This window comes from Pseudomonas sp. Irchel 3H3, from assembly GCF_900187635.1.
Classification (GTDB): Bacteria; Pseudomonadota; Gammaproteobacteria; order Pseudomonadales; family Pseudomonadaceae; genus Aquipseudomonas.
This window is the reverse complement of record NZ_FYEC01000022.1, coordinates 1-17,398: the sequence shown is the minus strand read 5'-3', so window position 1 is coordinate 17,398 and position 17,398 is coordinate 1. Positions and strand designations below refer to the sequence as shown.

The following is a 17,398-nucleotide window of genomic DNA, read 5'->3' as shown; positions in this document are numbered from 1 at the left end:
CATAAAGGGATGACTACAACAATGAAAAAACTCTTCTCCCGTCAGTTGCTTTCCCTGGCCATGTTGTCCGCGTCGATGTTGCCGCTGGCGGCCACCGCCGCAGAATTCAAAACCTCGGACCATCTGATCGTGGTCATCACGCCGTCGCACAGCAATGCCTTCTACAAGGCCGAATCCGATACTGCCGTTGCGGCGGCCAAGAAGCTCGGTTATCGCACCAACGCACTGGTGCATCAGGACGATCCGGACATCCAATTACGCCTGGTGCAGACCGCCATCGGCGACAACGCCTCTGCGATCATTCTCGACAACGCCGGTTCCGACGCCTCCATCGCAGCGGTGAAGCGCGCACAGGAAGCGAAGATTCCGGTGTTCCTGATCGATCGGGAAGTCAACGCCAACGGCATTGCCACGGCGCAGATCGTTTCCAACAACTCACAATGCGCGACGTCAGTTGCGGAATACTTCGCCGAGCAGGTCGGGTTCAAGGGTGAATATGTGGAGCTGATCGGGCGCACTTCCGATGTCAACGCCCATGCCCGCTCGGAAGGTTTCCATCGCGTGCTCGACCAGATCCCGGATTTGAAAATGGTCTCGCAGCAGTCAGCCAACTGGGACCAGACCCAGGGCTACAACGTCATGCAATCGATCATCCAGGCTCACCCGAACATCGTCGGCGTCCTGGCCGGCAACGACACCATGGCACTGGGCGCCGCCGCGGCGTTGAAGAACGCCGGCAAGGGTGAAGTGAAAGTCGTCGGCATCGATGGCAACCCCGATGTCGTCCGGCAGATTGCCGGTGACGGCCCGATCATCGCCACCGGCCTGCAACAGGCGACGCAAATGGCGGCGATGGCCATGGAACAGGCCGATCAACTTCTGCGCACCGGCAAGACCGACAAACCCGAGAAGCAATCGGTGGATTGCGTAATGGTCTCCAGAGACAACAGCAAGCAAGTGCGTGAGGGCGGATTCGGCATGCGCTGAGTGGCCAATATCCCCACGCGGTGCGTGGGGACATCCCTGTTCAACCAGCTACAAACCTGGCGGGCACCACCGTGGTTCCTCTGCTCGCAGATTCATACGCAGCCTCCACCAACGCCTGGGTGTTGAAGTTATCCGCACCCGAGGTCTCCGACTCCCGGTTGCCACGTCGATCAGCCAACCACTCACGCTGCAAGCGCAGCACGCTTTCCTGTATCGGCTGCCAGGGGGCATCACTCCAGGTAGGCGCATCCGGCGAGACATCCAGTGTTTCGACATTCCCCTGGGCGTCGTGGATCTGCAAGCGAAAGTCCGCCAGCAGGCGCAACGAGCCGCGATCGCCGTCCACCTCGAGCAGACTCTGCGGGAACGGGTCACTGGCCAGTTGGGTCGCATAGCTGAAGTCCACCACGCTGGTCGCCCCCTGCTCGTGCGCCAGAAGCACCGTCGCGACGTCCTCGCCTACTATTGCGCCATTGACCCGACGGGTCTCGCAAGTCAGTCGCGAGACATCGCCAAACAACGCCCGGGCGATGTCCAGCACATGCACGCCGAGGTCCTCGATGATGAAGCGCGGAGCCTTCGCCAGGTAAGGTTGCAAGCGATAGACATCGAAGCCGCTGCGAAAGCTCACGCGGCCAAAAAAGGCGGTGCCGATCACCCCGCTGCGCAGCTGTTCGATCGCTGCCCGAACCGGCGCCTGCCACCGGAAATTCTCATGCACGGTCAAGCTCACACCCAGGGCCGCACAGGTGTCGATCATCAACCGGGCATCGTCCAGCGTTGCCGCAAACGGCTTCTGGCAGATGATATCGACACCCGCCTCGGCGCCCATCAGCACCAGCGCCTTGTGCGCCGAGGTCGGTGTCGCGATGTCGACAAAATCCAGTTCCAACTCGCCCAGCATGGCCTGCGCATCGGTATAGGTCGCCGCGTCCGGCGCATGCTCGGCGAAGGCCGCTAGCCGTTGCGGGTCGCTGTCGCACAGGGCAACGATCTGCACGCCACTGAGGTCCTGCCAGGCGCGCAGCTGATTGAGGGCGAAAAAGCCACAACCGATCAACGCACCACGCAACGGTGGACGGTCCATTGTTCATCTCCTTGGCTGCAGATAAAAAAAGACGCCCGGAGGTGTTCACCGCCCGGACGTCAAAAAGTACTTGGTTTTCAGTATGGATCAAGCCGCATCGGCTTTGCGCACTGCATCGATTTTCAGCATGCGGGCAATGATCAGGTCGAGTTCTTTCTCGTCGAAGATCTTCTTCCAGTCCGGCTTGATGATCTTCTCGCGGCCATATTCCATGGCAATCATGCAGGCATCGGAGAATGGGTTGGTACTGCGGAAGGACACCGCCAGCGCAATCTGGATATGGCCATAGAGCATGGCCTTGGCCGCCGCTTCAGGGACACCGATGCGGTTGATGGTCTCGTCCAGCGCTTCTTTCATGAAACTACCGACCATGCAGGCGACGGTTTCCACCAGCGTTGGCTCCAGATAGGCCAGTTGCTTGACGGTTACCCAATGCACTTCGCCAACCGGGCCGTACATTACCGCGATGATGTTGGCCAGTTCCGAGCGCTGCTTGTCGTTGCCGGTTTCAAACGCGGCGCAGACATCCTGCACCGCCGCGTTACCGCCGAAGGCATCGGCGTGTTCTTCCTTGGTGTAGCGCTCCAGAAATACCGAGGGATGGCAAGGGTGCGCCACGGCCTGGTGAATGCCATCGCGCTGGGCCAGCAGTCCGGCATAGGACGCCGCCGGGTCGAGGGTCAGCAGGATCGCGCCGCTCTTCATCTGTGGCACGACCTGTGCCGATACGGCTTCGAGGGCCACGTCCGGCACGGCCAAAATCACCACATCGGCCTGCGACACGACATCGTTGGTGGCCGACAGGCTGCGCCCCGCCGCGACAATCTGCTCCTGAGCCTTGGGCGAGTTTTCGCAGTAGGCAACGCTGTAATGGCTGCCTTGCAGGTTTTGCGAGATGCGCATGCCCATCTTGCCGCCGGCACCCACAATCGCAATTTTGTTGAGTTCGTATGTCATGGGGTCATTCCTCGGTTTGCTTTGCATTCAGGTAGTTCAGGTTATGTCGGGTCCACTGGTCTTCGAGCGCGCAGGTGGTGGCCGCGTCGAGTTGCCAGGGGAGCCAGTGTTCGATGATCTGGTTGATATGCCGGCTGTTCGGTCGAACCTTGCCGCGCATGTAGGCGTAGTCCAGCAGGCCCTCGCCCATGGGGCATCCTGCGAAGGTAAAACCGACCCAGCCATCGCGCCGGGAAAAGGCGAAATCCTTGACGTGCAGGTTCAGTACCCGTTCCGCGGTCATGTCGATGACCTCGCGCGGATTTTCCAGCGCTGCCACGCAATTGCCGGGGTCCAGGCAGATACCCAGCCACGGGCTGTCGATACGTTCGACGACATCCAGGACGGTGCGCGTCGGCACTTGCTCGTAGGTCTCCAGGGCCAGCTTGACGTCCTGCTCGACGAACTGCGGCATTACCCTTTGCAGCAGTTCGAAGGCCTGTTCGGACGTCGGTTTCAGGCTGTTGCTGTTGAACATACTGCGCAACACGCGCACATCCAGGGCCTCGGCGATACTCAGGTACTTGCGCAGGTGTTCGGTGTCCAGGCCACGAGTACCCAGTTCCAGCACCAGTCCGAGCTCGTCGGCCTGGCGCCTGAGGTCGGCCAGCTCGCTGGCACTCAATGCTTCAAGCGCCTTGTAGTCGCAGATCTGGAAAACCCCGGCGCCCAGTTCGGCGGTCTGCTGCAGCATTTGCGGCAGATACAGCGGTTGCGGGACTCGCTCGCTGGCACGCCAGAAGAACGAATAGGTACTCAGGCCGATTGCCATGATGCGCCCTCCATTTCACGGGCAGACGTAGGGCCGCAGAGCTTTGCCGCCTCGTCGAGAATCGATTGAAAAGCGCCTGGATCATGGGCGAAGCGCCCCAGGAACAGGCCGTCGACCTGGCCACCCAACTGGCTCAGTAATCCGGGGCCGGCGCTGCCGCCATAAATCACCCGAGTGCCGCTCCCGGCCACGGCATTGCGCAACGCCTGGCACACTTGACCGATGTACTCGGCGGACGCTGGTTGAGCCGCGCCGATGGCCCATTGCGGTTCGTAAGCGAGGATCAGCTCGCCGCTCAGACCGGCCTGGCGGGCCGAGGCCAATGCAGCATCGAGCTGTTGCAGACACACCTGCACCGCATCCTGCACCCGACCGTGACGTTCCTCGCCCAGGCACAGCACCGGGGTCAGGTCATTGCGCCAGGCCGCGGCGGTCTTGTCGGCAATCTGCCGATCGGTCTCGGCGAAGTACCGACGTCGCTCGGCGTGCCCGATCTCGGCGACGCTGCAGCCCATCTCACGCAACATCAGCGGACTGACTTCACCGGTGTAGGCGCCTTGATCTTCCCAGAACAGGTTCTGCGCACCGACCCGGGCCAACCCGTCGAAGATCTCCAGCACAGGCGCCAACGTCGGGTGGCTGGGAATCACGAATACCTCGATCGCTGCGCTGCGCACATCGGCATGGGCGCTCAGTTGCCGGGCAATGGCCTGGCACCATTCCAGGGTTTGGCGATAGCCGAAATACATCTTCAGGCTGACACCGAGCGTGATGACGGGTGCGCTCATCGTGCGCTGACCCGCTCGTAATCGGTCAGGGTCTGGACCTTCTGCGCAGACGCCGAATGCTCGTCGAAGCGATAGGTCAGCCACTCCTTGAGCAGGCGCCGAGCCAACTCCAGGCCAATCACTCGTTGACCGAGCGTCAGCACCTGGGAGTTGTTGCTCAACACCGCGCGCTCCACCGAAAAACTGTCATGGGCGGTCACTGCGCGAACCCCCGGCACCTTGTTGGCGGAGATGGCCATGCCCAGCCCGGTGCCACAGATCAGCAGCGCACGGTCAGCCGCACCGGATGCGACCTTTTCCGCAGCCGCGATGGCCACCAGCGGATACGCGGTGTGGCTCTGGCTGTCGACGCCGACGTCTTCGATCAACTCGACATCCGGGTTGGCAAGCAGGTCGCGCTTGAGCGCTTCCTTGTATTCGTAACCGGCGTCATCCGAGCCGATGACGATGCGCAGTGGGTTATTCATGAACTGTCTCCTCGATACGACGGGGTGCCAGCGTGCCGGCCCGCAGGACGGGCTCGATGGCATTGATGATCAGGGAAAGCGACACGGCGCCGGCATCCGGTGTACCGAGGCTTTTTTCCGCCAGAGGGCGGGCGCGGCCGATACGTGGGCGCAAGTTGGCGGTGGCAGCTGCTGCCTCGGCGGCCACCTGGGCAGCCAGTTGCCAGGCGTGATGCAACTCCAGGCCGCGGGCGGCGGCGTCGCTCAGCGCTGAACTGAACGGCACCAGGACGTCGACCATGGTCTTGTCGCCCACCTGCGCCTTGCCAAAGTGCTGAATGCCGTCGCTCGCCTGGCGAATCCCTTGGGCCACTAACCTCGCGTCTGGATCCAGAACATCCCCAAGCGAGGTGCCAAGCGCCGTCAGGAGTACACCCCAGATCGCCCCCGACGTCCCCCCGGCCTGATCGGCCCAGGCATCGGCGGCCATGCGCAACAAGGTCCCGGCACCCGCGTCCATGGCCAGGACTTCGCGCGCCCTGCCCACTGCGGCGATGATTCCACGCTGCATGCCGATGCCATGATCACCGTCGCCGGCCACCGCATCGATACGGCCGAGTTCATCGACCTGTTCGATCAGCACTTTTTGCGCTGCCTCCAGCGCCTGCATGACGCAATGCGCCGAGCGCCGAGACTTGGTGCTGGAGGGTGGAATCACCGTTACCGCTACCACGGGCGCGTGCTCTTCGCTCAAGCGTTCGGCAACGCTGGTCACGCCCTTGCGATAAGCCGGGGTCGATGTCGGTGCGCACCAAAAGCCTTCCAGCTCCTCGTCCAGCCAGCACAGGGTCAGCGACAAACCCGCCATGTCGAAACTGGTGACCAGTTCACCCACTTCAGGCTCGACCACGGTCAGCCCGCTGGCTTCGAGTAGTTGCGCGACCCGCCGATAGAGCACGAACAGCTCTTCGTACTTGACGCTGCCAAGACCGTTGAGGATGACCGCGACACGCTGCCCGGCCACCTCGGCGATACCTTGCGGCAGCTCCTTGAGCAGCGACGAGACTAAAATCTCGGCTAGTTCATCGGCACTTGGCACCGGGCCTTCGCTAATCCCGGGTTCACCATGAATGCCCATGCCCAGCGCCATCTGGCCCTGCGGCACGTCGAATAACGGATGGTCGGCGCCCGGCAACGTGCAGCCAGAGAACGCCACACCCAGCGAGCGGGTGCGAGCATTGGCATACCGTGCAACACGCACCACAGCATCGAAGTCATATCCCGCCTCGGACGCCGCGGCCGCCGCCTTGAACACCACCAGGTCACCGGCAATGCCACGACGCTTGTGCAGCTCGTCACTGGAAGCGCTGGAGATATCGTCCGTGACCGCGATCACCTCGCAGCGGATGCCTTCGGCGTTAAGTCGATCCTTGGCCAGGCCGAAATGCAGCACGTCCCCGGCATAGTTGCCATACCCCAGCAACACCCCACCGCCGGTCTGCGCGGCACGAGCGACAGCGTAGATCTGCTGCGCGGAGGGCGAGGCGAACAGGTTGCCCATCACTGCCGCGTGGGCCAGGCCCTGGCCAACCAGTCCCGCGAACGCCGGGTAATGCCCCGAGCCACCACCGATCACCACGGCTACCGAACCCTCTTGAGAGCGGGTGCAGCGCATCACTCCGCCGGGCACCTGGCGTACTTTGTCGCGGTGCGCGGCGACAAACCCCTCCACCAGCTCACTGGCGAAGGCTGAAGGCTCATTGAACAAACGGGTCATTTCTTATTCTCCCTGGAGGACCTGTTGCGTAGCGGCCAGCGGTGCTGCATCGACAACCCGCCGCCGCGTGCCGAGCGCCACCATCAGCACAGCGGACATCAGCATCAGTGCGCCGACCACCATCATCGGAACCGCGTAGGTACCGGTGTAATCCTTGAGGGCGCCAGTGATGAAGCCCGCAGAGAAGCCCGCGACGTTGCCGACGGTGTTGATCAGTGCCACAGCAGCCGCAGCCGAGGCCCCGGTGAGGAACTGGGTCGGCAGCGTCCAGAAGTTGGGCAGCGCAGCGAAGATCGAGCAGGCGGTAATCGTCACCACGGCCACGGTGGCTGTCGGCGAGCCCATGGCCATGGCCAGCGGAATGCTCACTGCGCCGGTCAATGCGGGCAGCGCGATGTGCCAGGTGCGGCAGCCACGACGGGTCGCATCACGGGACCAGAGGTAGAGCGCCAGAGCCGCCGGCAGATACGGAATCGCGGTGATCAGGCCCTTCTCGAATACCGTGAACGTGGTGCCGAACTGAGCCTGGAAACCGCCGATGATGGTGGGCAGGAAGAACGACAGCGCATACAGCCCGTAGATAAAGCCGAAATAGATCAGGCACAGCATCCAGACTCGCCCGTTGAGCATTGCCGCGCGCACACCCATGTGGTGTGGGCTGCGACGGACATCGACACGCTCGCGGTCCAGTTCGCCGACCAGCCAGGTTTTTTCATCGGCGTTCAGCCACTTGGCCTGGGACGGGTGATCGACCAGATAGAACCAGGCAATCAAGCCCACCACGATGGCCGGCAGCGACACCCCCAGGAACATTACCCGCCAGCCGGACAGACCGAACAGACCGTCATGGCCGATCAACCACGCGGCCAACGGTGCGCCGATGACGATGGTCAGCGGCTGGGCGAGATAGAACAGCGAGAGGATCTTGCTGCGATAGCGGGCAGGCACCCACAGGCTGAGGAACAGGATCGCTCCAGGGAAGAAGCCCGCTTCCGCGATCCCCAGTAAAAAGCGCAGGGTGTACAAGCCCTCGATACTGCTCACCCAGGTGAACAACAGCGAAACGATGCCCCACGACACCATGATCCGCGCCAGCCACTTACGCGCGCCGAACTTGTGCAGTGCGAGGTTGCTTGGCACTTCCAGCAGGATGTAACCGATGAAAAAGATCCCCGATGCCAGGCCGTACTGGATGACGCTCAGACCAAGGTCCTGATTCATGCCATTGGGTCCGGCGAAGGAAATCGCCGTGCGGTCGAGGAAGTTGATAAAAAACATCAGTGCCACGAAAGGCACCAGGCGCAGCGAGATCTTACGGATAGCCGATTGCTCGGCCGGAGATGCGGAGATGTTCTGCATTGCGGTTCTCCGGCTCATCTACAGGTCCTTTGGCAGGACTGGTGTGATGAGATGACGTTCTTATTAGGACCGCTCAAAGGCGGCGATCCAAACCTGGGCCTGGCTTCATCAACGAAGCTCAAGGGCTTGGGCTAATTTCTAACACGGGGATTTTCATTTGTATACTGTGATGATGGTATGATCTCTATACCAGGCCAAAAAAAGGCCTCATCGCCGCCCTAAGCGTGAGCAGCCAGCGCTATTTTCCGAGCCTTTTGCCATTCATCGGAACAGAGTCAACACGCAACGCCGAGGGTTCGCGCTGACAAAGCGAGCATCTGCCCAGGTGCTATGCACTGGCGTCTACAGAGCCGCGAAGGACCCTAAGGATCTGCGCAACCACCTGCATCGTTGCGACTTCGATCGTTCCTTCATTGCGGCACAAAACCCAGCCGTGATCTGCAATCGCGCGCTCGAACGCCTGGGTACAAGCGACATGTTCTTCCAGCTTATGGATCACGGTACTGCTCAGCCCACGCTGGCGTGCCGCGGCCCTCGCCCATGAAACCTCTGGGTCGGTAACAACCCCGACATGCAGGTCTGGCACTTGCACGCCTCGATCAATGTTCAACTGCAGGATCTCTGCAAACGGGATCTGCCGGCGAAACGCGGCATCGGACGGGTACCAGCGATCGATCAGGATGATGCTGTCCTGTGGCTGTTTAGTCAGCACGTGCTGGGAAATCCAGCGGCGACTATCGGCAAAGCGCTGGCAAACCTCCCACTCCAGATCCCGTATGGGATTTCTGACGAACTGGTTTACCAGGGCCATGGTTTCACCCCTGTAGGGATCGCTTTTACTCTCGCAAAGTCGGATCACCTTTTTGTTGTCTGCCCGCAGTACTTTCGTAACGGCCTCCAACAGTGTGGTTTTACCGGTTCCCTTGGGCCCATCTAGAGAAACAAACAGCGGACGATTCATTCTTCACTAACGATTGATATACGGTTGTTTTGCCCGGTTCGTTCGCTGGAAGCGCTTGGCGCAACTAAAGCGAGTCGAGTGGAGGGAGCATATGAACAGGCGTGGATGAGCACTTTAACCCGGTTTCTGGGTATCTATCGGCTTGTCGTTCGTCATCAGGGGATCGATGCCCCAGTCACCAGGAAGATGCCAATCGTCGCCAAAAAGTTCGGCCGGATGCATCGTACGGTCAGAGCCATTGCCGCAGGCCAGGGACTTCGCCGGGCAATAGCGGTCGCACCCCCAACAGATCCGTTCGGGGTGCTTAGGGTTGATGGGGAAATTCTTGGCCATGCCGATCTCCGGTCATTGGGAGGCGTTCTTCCAACCTACAGCCCTTACGCAAATCCAATCTTGATACGCGTCAAGAATCGACGTCGGTGCCTGCGCGCACCTCCTTCGCAATCCTGGAGCTAAGCTAACGCCTGAATAGACTGGGGACGTCACTCATGCTCAATAAAAATCCTTTGTCAGGCGGTCATCCAACCCTATCGACTTGGGACGACCAGAACGCCGCGACATCTCTCGGTGACGAAGCGTTTACCGCACCGCCCGCCATGACCAACGCCGGTTTGGCGGCCAGCCATTGGTGTTGATTTTCGAACTCCACTTGAGGAACTCAGCGATGTCATCCACCTCCTGGTCACTTAACTTGAACTGAGGCATCGCGCGACGGCCCGGTATTCCCAGTGGCTGCATCTTCATCCAAGCGTGCAGGAAGGGTTTGAAACCCTCCTCTGCGCCGCGTCGCTGGAATACGTTGCCCAACTCGGGAGCAAGCAGGCGCCCTCCCCCAGCAGCGTGTGGCAGCCAATGCAATTGTTTTGCTCCCAGACCTACTTGCCGCGCTCGACCGATTCGGTTAAAAACGCCTCATTGCTGCGCTCTGGAAAGGTCTGTTCCGTGTGATAGGTCTGCCCGATGGCGTTTAATCAACGTGCGGCCTACCACCTTTATTCCTACGCAAATCACTTACAAGATCAGAGCCCTCGACAACCACCCGGTTTAACGGACGCGTCCTACGCTAAATATCGATTCATCTGACTGCGCCAATTTGTAGATCCACGCAAAGTCCCGTGCCTAAAAATAGACACAGGGACATGTGGATGCAAAGCGATGCCAAGCAGGTCGTTTTCAAACTCGACATTGAAGGTTTTCCCCACGATCTTCAGGTACTCGAATTCCGCACCAAGGAGAGGCTCAACCAACCCTATGCAGTCAAACTCGAACTGGTCAGCGAACGCCCGGACCTGGACCTCGAGTCTCTGCTGCATCGCCCAGCTTTCCTGCGCTTGGGTCCTGATAACTCCGGCCTTCACGGGCAGGTCTATCAAATCGCCCAAGGCGATTCAGGCAAGCGCCTGACCCGCTATCAGATGACGTTGGTGCCCCGACTCGCCTACCTCACCCACTGCCACAATCAGCGTATTTTTCAGCACTTGAGCGTGCCGCAGATCATCGCCAGCGTGCTGAAAGACCAGGGAATGCAGCCCGATACCTGGCGCTTCCAGCTAAGCGCCGAGTACCGGCCACGGCTCTATTGCGTGCAGTACGAGGCCGACCTGCATTTCCTGCAAAGGTTGTGCGAGGAAGAAGGTCTGCACTTTCATTTCGAGCATAGTCCCGACGGACATGTGCTGGTGTTCGGTGACGATCAAACCAGCTTCTCGAAACCCTCCCAGTCAACCGCGTACAGGCCAGGCAGTGGCATGGTCGCCGAAGCGCCGTTGATCGATCGTTTCAAGCTGCGACTGGAAACCCGCCCGACCCACGTCAGCCGGCGTGATTACGACTTCGAGAAACCGCGTCTGGAGCTCGACAGCGAGGCCAAAGCCCCGCTGCTGCCGCACCTTGAGGATTATGGTTTCCCAGGGCAGTTCACCCATCGTGAGCGCGGTAAACATCTGTCCAATCGGGCACTGGAACGCCACCGCGCCGATTACCGGCAAGCCGAAGGGCGCGGTGATCAGAGCGCCATGCGCTGTGGTCATTTCGTCGACATATCCGAACACCCCCGCACTGACTGGAATGGCCTGTGGCTTCTGACTGAAGTCGAGCATGTTGGCCTGCAACCCCAAGTGCTTGAGGAGTCGATCATCGACGCCAGTCCGCAGGACGGTTTCAGTCAGGGCTACCGTAACCACTTCGTCGCGACACCTTGGGACGTCCCGTTCAGACCGGCTCTTGAACACGCCAAACCGCGAATAACGGGTAACCAGCATGCCATCGTCACAGGCCCGCCCGGCGAAGAGATCTACTGCGACGAATACGGTCGGGTCAAGGTTCAACTGCCGTGGGATCGCGAGGGTCAACACAACGAACAATCGAGCTGCTGGCTGCGGGTCGCTACCGGTTGGGCCCATGACCGCTATGGCAGCGTGCTGATCCCTCGGGTCGGCATGGAAGTCCTGGTGGGATTCACCGATGGCGACCCCGACAAACCCTTCGTCCTTGGCTGTATGCCCAACGCCTCAACCCCCGTGCCACTGGATCTGCCGGCAGAGCACACCCGCAGCATTTTCCGTAGCCAAAGCAGCCCCGGCGGTGGCGGTTACAATGAGTTGCGCATCGAGGACAGGCAAGGCGCCGAGGAAATTGCCCTGCGTGCCCAGCGCGATTTCGTCCAGCACGTGCTCAACGACGAACGCATTCAAGTCGACAACCAGCGAACCGTGATCATCGGCGGCACCGCCAGCCACGACCTGCGCGGTGAAGAACATCACCTCACCCACGGCAACCGCCTGACGGAACTCAAGCAGGACGATCATCTGTTGGTTTACGGCGACCGCCACGTCCGAACCACCAATCACCTGCTCAATGCCACCCAGCACATTCACCTGAGCGCCGGGCAGCAAGTCGTCATCGATGGCGGAGTGCGCCTGTCACTCCAGGCTGGCGGCCAATGGCTGACGCTGGGGCCGGAAGGCATTTTCAGCAGCGTGCCGATTCTACAGGGCGGCGCCCCGGCCGTGGGTCGACCTGCCGAGCCCCTGATGCCGGGCGCCTTGCCCCTGCTGAAAGTGACCTTCGATGCGGTCCAGCAACGCCATGCGTTGATTTCAAACCGCGCCTCGCGCTGCCTGATATGCGAGGCCGCTCAAGCATGAAGCTTTTGACCTCACTGCCTGAAGACCTGCCCTGGAGCGAGCAACAGGCTTTCCTGTTGCTGGACGGTACGACCTTGGGCGATTTGCCGGAACGCTTGAAACAACTGAGTCCCGGCGCTACCACCGTCGCGCTGTATGACTGCCCGTCGTTTACTGCGCTGCGGGATATCTCACCGCTGTTGGTGGCCGTTCAACAACCTGACGAGCCACTCGTTCAGTTTTATCTGGAGCACGCACACGAGGAATCGGGCGTGCTGTTGTTCAGCCCGGACTCGGCACAAGCCGTCGCTCAGCACTTGCGCAAACTGCTGACAGTTGAATTGCCCGAAGGTCTGCCGGTGGTCCTGCGTTTGGCCGATGCGGCAGTGGCGCAGGCGTTGTTCGGTAGCGGCGATCAGCGTTTGTTCGGTCCCATTGTCTGCGTGGTGATGGCCGACAGCGTCAGCACCGATTGGCAGCGTCATCAACCGCGACTGCCCGACTGCCCGGAGCTGACCACGCCCTATCGCCTGAGCCCTGAACTGAATGCAGCGTTGGACCGGGTTGATCGGCGCCGCGCGTTGCTCGAGCTCGACGCCCATTTGCTCAAATACTTTCCCGATCGCCATGGCGGCGAAACCGTGGCCCAGCGTTGGCCCATGCTCGAACAGCTAGAGGCCGAGGCTGGCGCCTTGGGCTTGAGTAGCCAATCCGAACTTTTCCACTACGCCAACGTCATGGCCTGGCTGGACGGCACAGCGCTCGAACAACATCCATCTATCGCCCATTTGCTCCGCACACCCTCACTGCAACCCCCTGGCGAGCGCGTGGCGCTGGCCGCTGATCTGGCTCAGCGCTGGGCCAGCCAAGGAGTACGCCCATGAGTCACCCTGCGAACCTTGCTGCGGCCGCCGCTTCGAAAACCGCCATCGGCTCCCCCGGTGCCTGCCCTCTGCGCCAAACCCACGTGCAGCTGATGCCCTTGCGTTACGGACTGGTGGAAAAGCCCCTCGACCCGAGTGCCGAACTGAAGCTGCCCTATGCCCTGACGACCCGCCCGCTGGGCATCCGTTTACTACGCGATGGCTGGTTGTACGTCATCGACAGCGTGACCGGCCACCTGCACGAATATCAGGTCCTTAACGGACTGGTCAGCGCCTTGCTGCACAAGGGCGCCAAGGTGGCAGGCGATCAGCGCACGCCCATCGAAGAGCGTCCTGCACTGGTGTTTTCAAGGCGCAGCACCCTGCATGTGACCTTCGCCGAAGTGCAGTGGACGGCGGCCAAATGCACGCAAGTGCTCGACAGCCGCGAGGAACGCGAACACTTCATGCAGGCCGTCGATCTTGGTCCGGTGCATTGCCAAACTGGCGGTGAACACCTGCTGACGGTCGCGCAAGGCAAACAGTGGCTGGCGGAGATTGCGACCGATCCGGCCCGGCAGGCGCAAACCGCCCAAGACCGTGCGGAACAGGAAGCCGAGTCGCCGTCGGACGCCGTTCTATTGCCGACGGTGCACGTCAGCGATGCCCCCGCGCACGAACGTGAACCCTATTTGTGGGAGCAGCCGCGGCGCTTTCGCGAGGCGCATATCGGCGAGTTTCTCGGGCGGGTGCGCCCGGCTTATCAGGACGACACGCTGTTCCTTGTGGTGCAGGACGACCTCGGCGTATTGCGTGATCTGGCCGAATATCAGGACACCGTGGTCGGCTGGGTCGACGACTGGAGCAACGCCGATAACAACGAACGCGATTACTTGCTGGCCAGTTACATCGAATCCCTGAGCCAGCTCAGTCCGGCGGATGTCGGCAATCTGGCCGACGCCAGCGACGATCCGCGAGTCCAGGCACTTTTTGGCGATCTGGAACAGTTGCCCGAGCCGGATCGGGAGCAGACCCGCAAAGCCTTACTGGATTACCTGAACAAAGGCGGCAAGGTCGAGCCTGTCGACGTGCCAGCCCCCCCGGAGCTGGTGCAGCTGCGCAAGGAAGCCCAGGCCGAAGTTCAGGAGATGCTCAAGTATCAGGGGGGCAATCCAGACATCACTGCACACCGGCGCGCCATTGACGACGCGGACCGCAGTTACTACACCCGCCAGCACTTTGCGAGGGCCCCCACCGACTTCGTTGAGCAGCACCTCAAAACCCTGATCAAGCTCGGCAAGGAGCAAAACAAACGCATCATCGATGTGCTCGAAGGCTCCAGCTTCAGTGGCAAACGCGGGGTCAACGATTTCATCGACCGCCCCGCCATGGACGCTGCGCTGTTTCAGCACCGCGACGACCTCGGGCGCTGGAACCGCCTGCTCGAGCGCATCACCGCCGACCGCACGATGCTGGTGAATGCCGGTCACTTCCATCGTTCGGCCTGGTATTACGACGCGCAGGATCAACAGCAACTCCACCAGGCGTTCGCCGCCGAATACGCCTGCCTCAAGGACATCTGCCGCAGCGATCACGCCAGCGAAATTCTCCTCGGTTATCTGGAGAAACACCCGGAACTGACCCGGCCGCTGTTCTACACCTTGCCGCTGCGTCTTCAGCCAGAACGGGCCGCGCAATACACCACATTGTTCAACGCCGGCATGGGGGTGTTCAACAACCTGCCGCACTGGTTGGGCGAGTTAAAGAAAATCGAACAGCCGCACCTGCCGGCCCTCGATGATTTACCCGAACACACCCGCGCCGTCGCGGACGCGGCGCAGCACAGTCTCAGCCCGGCGCTGAACCTGGGCCTGAGCCGGGCGCTGGAAGGGTTCGATCTGGCGGGAGGGAAAATCCCCGACCTCGACGAACTGTTCCGACGCCTGCCCAAGGCCTTGTCGGGGCGGATTCTCGATGCGGCAAAAACCACCGGCGTGACCTTTACTGTCGCCAGCCCGGCGGAACACGCGGCGCTGCAAACCAACCTCAAGGAACTGCTCAGTGAACGCGATTACCTCAGGACGCTGACCCGCGAACGTAACCTGTTCACCCACAACAAAAACCGGGCGGGGCACAAGACGCCCCGGGCGGTGGAATTACAGGGCGAGATCGTGCGGGTGCGCGGGCAGTTGACGCAACTTGAAGGCCGACTGGCCGGGGCGCTGAGCCCGATTGCGGAACTGCCGGATCAGTCTGTTCGGCTGTATGGCGCGACGCCGGCTCGGGCGGGGGTGACGGTGGTGTTTCCGCCGGCGCAGCAGTTGGAGGTGCGCAGTTTGTTGAAGGATATTCGGTTGGGGGTTCAAGGCGTGCCGAATACGAAGTTGATTCGGAGCGAGGGGATGGGGTTGTTGGTGTTTTTGGTGCAGGGGGTGAATTTGGTTTCGGTGTATCGGGAGATGATGAATCAAACCAAAAATCCCAAGAAACGGGCCGAGTTCTTTGCCGCGTTTGCCGCTACGGGTGCCGCGGGATTTACGGCGGCGCAAAGTCTGGCGGATACCGCTCTGAAGGCGCGTAGCACGGAACTCGTTGCCGGACTTCAACACCATGCTTTGCAGAATGTGCAGGTGCAAATGGGCAAGATGCATGTTGGACTGGGTTTCTTTACTTACCTTTTTGGTTTTGTGTCATCTCTGTCCAGCTTCAATTCCCAACAGCAGAAATGGCAGCAGGCGACGCGTACCGGAGATCGCTCGGCACAAACTAGTGCGGCGCTTGCCACATTGGGTGCGGGGGGCATGACGGCGGCTAATGCCTATGGCTTTGGTCACACCTTGCACGCGGGGTATACCGTAGCGATTGCCAGAAACGCTGCAGCAAGAACGGCTGCTTGGGCTGCTGCGGGGACAAGGCTATCCACCGTATTCTTCCGGTTCAATCTAGCCGGCGCCCTGTTCACCATTTTGGAATTGGGCGGAACCTGGCTGTACAACCGCTACAACATCAGTGCCCATGATAAATGGCTGAAAACCACACCCTGGAGCCTGGACACTGATCATCGTGGCGACCATACCCTGGATGAATATCAGCGTTATCTGGCCTATTTGCTGAACGCCCCGTACGCGCAACTTGGCCCGAATGAGCATGACTCGTGGCTGAAAAATTTGTTGCTAAAAGCCAGGCCCAGCGACATTCACCTGGTGCTGCCAAGGCTCAAGCTCAATGATTTACAGCCACCGTTGAGCGGTCAACCGGCTCATCGTCTTGGGATCGGCGCCCACCGTCTTTCCGTTCCCCTCCACAATCGTGGTGTACCCCGAGAGCGTAAGGACGTCATCAGCGAAGAAGTGGTGAACAGCCTGCGCATCGTGCAAACAGGACCGGACCGGCTGGTGTTATGCCTGCAATACCCGCTGGACCTTGATGCTGAATTTACCCCGGCGTCCGAAACGTTGGAGCTGGCGGTCTGCATACAGACCTTGAACGCCAAGGGGGTGTGGGAATCGCTGACTGACGTTATTCACCTCAACCCGCGCGGTAGGGACCATTTTCCTGCGTTGCCCCGTCAATCCGTTACCGAGCATCCACCGCTGTTATTGGTTGAAACCCATCTGCTGGAGTTGGCCGACCATGCCCACCAAGATTGAAAGCTCCCTGCCTGGACCGCACCTTGAGCAATCCCGCAAAGCCGGCGATGTCGAACCGTTTTCCAGTGGGAGAATCACCTATCTCGCGCCGTTGCCATTGCCGACACCGCTGCCGCCGCTTGGCCCTCATATCGGGGAACTAAATGAGGTGTACATGGACTTCGGATTGGGATCGCCGCAGGTGTTTATGTGGCAAGTAACATTAGGTGGACCATTCAGCGGTACTTTAATGCTCGCTTTTCTACCTCCAATGCTTGCTGCGTTCCTCGGGGTTGTGTTCGGTTACAGCCAAGTAGAAATCTGGGACTCTGTACTCGGCGTGTTTGATGAAAGCTATGGCTACGCGCTAATAGGTGGCTTTTGCTCTTTACTCATCGGCCTCGGCGTCTGGCACCACAACCACAAAAAACGCCTCCACATCATCCCCACCCGCTTCAACCGCCAACGTCGCGAAGTCTGTTTCATGCCCGAAGACGCCACCGAACCCGTCTTCGTCCCCTGGGAATCCCTCTCCGCCTGGGTCATCGAAGCCCAAGGCGCCACTCAATACGGCATCCACCGCCAATACGGCATGGGCATCGGGTTCC

The 17,398-nt window shown here is 60.6% G+C and carries 13 protein-coding genes and 2 pseudogenes; 5 read left to right on the top strand and 10 right to left on the bottom strand.

The window, feature by feature from the left end; all coding sequences use genetic code 11:
• Positions 1-21 precede the first annotated feature (21 nt).
• A complete protein-coding gene (locus CKW24_RS20775) occupies positions 22-987 on the top strand; it encodes a D-ribose ABC transporter substrate-binding protein (RefSeq protein WP_095170039.1) in 966 nt (321 codons plus the stop codon).
• Between the two features lie 40 nt (positions 988-1,027).
• On the opposite strand, the gene CKW24_RS20770 is transcribed toward CKW24_RS20775, so the two are convergent.
• The 10 genes and pseudogenes from CKW24_RS20770 to CKW24_RS20725 form a co-directional block, all read right to left on the bottom strand.
• On the bottom strand, positions 1,028-2,074 hold the full coding sequence (locus CKW24_RS20770) for a Gfo/Idh/MocA family protein (RefSeq protein ID WP_095170038.1): 1,047 nt from the start codon (positions 2,072-2,074) through the stop codon (positions 1,028-1,030).
• 87 nt (positions 2,075-2,161) lie between these two features.
• Positions 2,162-3,031, bottom strand: a complete 870-nt coding sequence (locus CKW24_RS20765; RefSeq protein ID WP_095170037.1) for a phosphogluconate dehydrogenase C-terminal domain-containing protein — start codon at positions 3,029-3,031, stop codon at positions 2,162-2,164.
• Positions 3,032-3,035: 4 nt separating this feature from the next.
• On the bottom strand, positions 3,036-3,842 hold the full coding sequence (locus tag CKW24_RS20760) for a sugar phosphate isomerase/epimerase (protein WP_095170036.1): 807 nt from the start codon (positions 3,840-3,842) through the stop codon (positions 3,036-3,038).
• Positions 3,827-4,630, bottom strand: coding sequence for a triose-phosphate isomerase family protein (locus CKW24_RS20755; RefSeq protein ID WP_095170035.1), 804 nt, complete (start codon positions 4,628-4,630; stop codon positions 3,827-3,829). The genes CKW24_RS20760 and CKW24_RS20755 overlap by 16 nt, the downstream gene beginning before the upstream one ends.
• Complete coding sequence (locus CKW24_RS20750; protein ID WP_095170034.1) at positions 4,627-5,097, bottom strand: ribose-5-phosphate isomerase; 471 nt, start codon at positions 5,095-5,097, stop codon at positions 4,627-4,629. Before CKW24_RS20750 ends, CKW24_RS20755 begins: the two co-directional genes overlap by 4 nt.
• A complete protein-coding gene (locus CKW24_RS20745) occupies positions 5,090-6,853 on the bottom strand; it encodes a dihydroxyacetone kinase family protein (protein WP_095170033.1) in 1,764 nt (587 codons plus the stop codon). The genes CKW24_RS20750 and CKW24_RS20745 overlap by 8 nt, the downstream gene beginning before the upstream one ends.
• Before the next feature lie 3 nt (positions 6,854-6,856).
• A complete protein-coding gene (locus tag CKW24_RS20740) occupies positions 6,857-8,230 on the bottom strand; it encodes an MFS transporter (protein ID WP_256585519.1) in 1,374 nt (457 codons plus the stop codon).
• A 310-nt stretch (positions 8,231-8,540) separates the two neighbouring features.
• Positions 8,541-9,173, bottom strand: a complete 633-nt coding sequence (locus CKW24_RS20735) for a dTMP kinase (protein WP_095170031.1) — start codon at positions 9,171-9,173, stop codon at positions 8,541-8,543.
• 114 nt (positions 9,174-9,287) lie between these two features.
• On the bottom strand, positions 9,288-9,506 hold the full coding sequence (locus tag CKW24_RS20730; RefSeq protein WP_095170030.1) for a DUF3079 domain-containing protein: 219 nt from the start codon (positions 9,504-9,506) through the stop codon (positions 9,288-9,290).
• A gap of 246 nt (positions 9,507-9,752) precedes the next feature.
• Positions 9,753-10,135 (bottom strand): annotated as a pseudogene (locus CKW24_RS20725) (cytochrome c).
• A gap of 183 nt (positions 10,136-10,318) precedes the next feature.
• Here CKW24_RS20725 and CKW24_RS20720 point away from each other — a divergent pair.
• The 4 genes and pseudogenes from CKW24_RS20720 to CKW24_RS20705 all read left to right on the top strand — a co-directional run.
• Complete coding sequence (locus CKW24_RS20720) at positions 10,319-12,319, top strand: type VI secretion system tip protein VgrG (RefSeq protein WP_095170095.1); 2,001 nt, start codon at positions 10,319-10,321, stop codon at positions 12,317-12,319.
• Positions 12,316-13,182, top strand: coding sequence for a DUF4123 domain-containing protein (locus CKW24_RS20715; protein ID WP_095170029.1), 867 nt, complete (start codon positions 12,316-12,318; stop codon positions 13,180-13,182). The genes CKW24_RS20720 and CKW24_RS20715 overlap by 4 nt, the downstream gene beginning before the upstream one ends.
• Entirely contained in the window at positions 13,179-16,811 is a 3,633-nt protein-coding gene (locus tag CKW24_RS20710; protein ID WP_095170028.1) for a toxin VasX, read from the top strand. The genes CKW24_RS20715 and CKW24_RS20710 overlap by 4 nt, the downstream gene beginning before the upstream one ends.
• Positions 16,795-17,398 (top strand): annotated as a pseudogene (locus tag CKW24_RS20705) (hypothetical protein); the annotation flags it as partial. The gene CKW24_RS20710 and the pseudogene CKW24_RS20705, both read left to right, overlap by 17 nt.

What these genes read in the sequence shown, in the direction of transcription:
- CKW24_RS20775 (WP_095170039.1), top strand. Translation starts at nt 22, where the DNA reads ATGAAAAAACTCTTCTCCCGTCAGTTGCTTTCCCTGGCCATGTTGTCC.
- CKW24_RS20715 (WP_095170029.1), top strand. Translation starts at nt 12,316, where the DNA reads ATGAAGCTTTTGACCTCACTGCCTGAAGACCTGCCCTGGAGCGAGCAA.
- CKW24_RS20745 (WP_095170033.1), bottom strand. Translation starts at nt 6,853, where the DNA reads ATGACCCGTTTGTTCAATGAGCCTTCAGCCTTCGCCAGTGAGCTGGTG.
- CKW24_RS20770 (WP_095170038.1), bottom strand. Translation starts at nt 2,074, where the DNA reads ATGGACCGTCCACCGTTGCGTGGTGCGTTGATCGGTTGTGGCTTTTTC.
- CKW24_RS20755 (WP_095170035.1), bottom strand. Translation starts at nt 4,630, where the DNA reads ATGAGCGCACCCGTCATCACGCTCGGTGTCAGCCTGAAGATGTATTTC.
- CKW24_RS20710 (WP_095170028.1), top strand. Translation starts at nt 13,179, where the DNA reads ATGAGTCACCCTGCGAACCTTGCTGCGGCCGCCGCTTCGAAAACCGCC.
- CKW24_RS20765 (WP_095170037.1), bottom strand. Translation starts at nt 3,031, where the DNA reads ATGACATACGAACTCAACAAAATTGCGATTGTGGGTGCCGGCGGCAAG.
- CKW24_RS20730 (WP_095170030.1), bottom strand. Translation starts at nt 9,506, where the DNA reads ATGGCCAAGAATTTCCCCATCAACCCTAAGCACCCCGAACGGATCTGT.
- CKW24_RS20750 (WP_095170034.1), bottom strand. Translation starts at nt 5,097, where the DNA reads ATGAATAACCCACTGCGCATCGTCATCGGCTCGGATGACGCCGGTTAC.
- CKW24_RS20760 (WP_095170036.1), bottom strand. Translation starts at nt 3,842, where the DNA reads ATGGCAATCGGCCTGAGTACCTATTCGTTCTTCTGGCGTGCCAGCGAG.
- CKW24_RS20740 (WP_256585519.1), bottom strand. Translation starts at nt 8,230, where the DNA reads ATGAGCCGGAGAACCGCAATGCAGAACATCTCCGCATCTCCGGCCGAG.
- CKW24_RS20735 (WP_095170031.1), bottom strand. Translation starts at nt 9,173, where the DNA reads ATGAATCGTCCGCTGTTTGTTTCTCTAGATGGGCCCAAGGGAACCGGT.
- CKW24_RS20720 (WP_095170095.1), top strand. Translation starts at nt 10,319, where the DNA reads ATGCAAAGCGATGCCAAGCAGGTCGTTTTCAAACTCGACATTGAAGGT.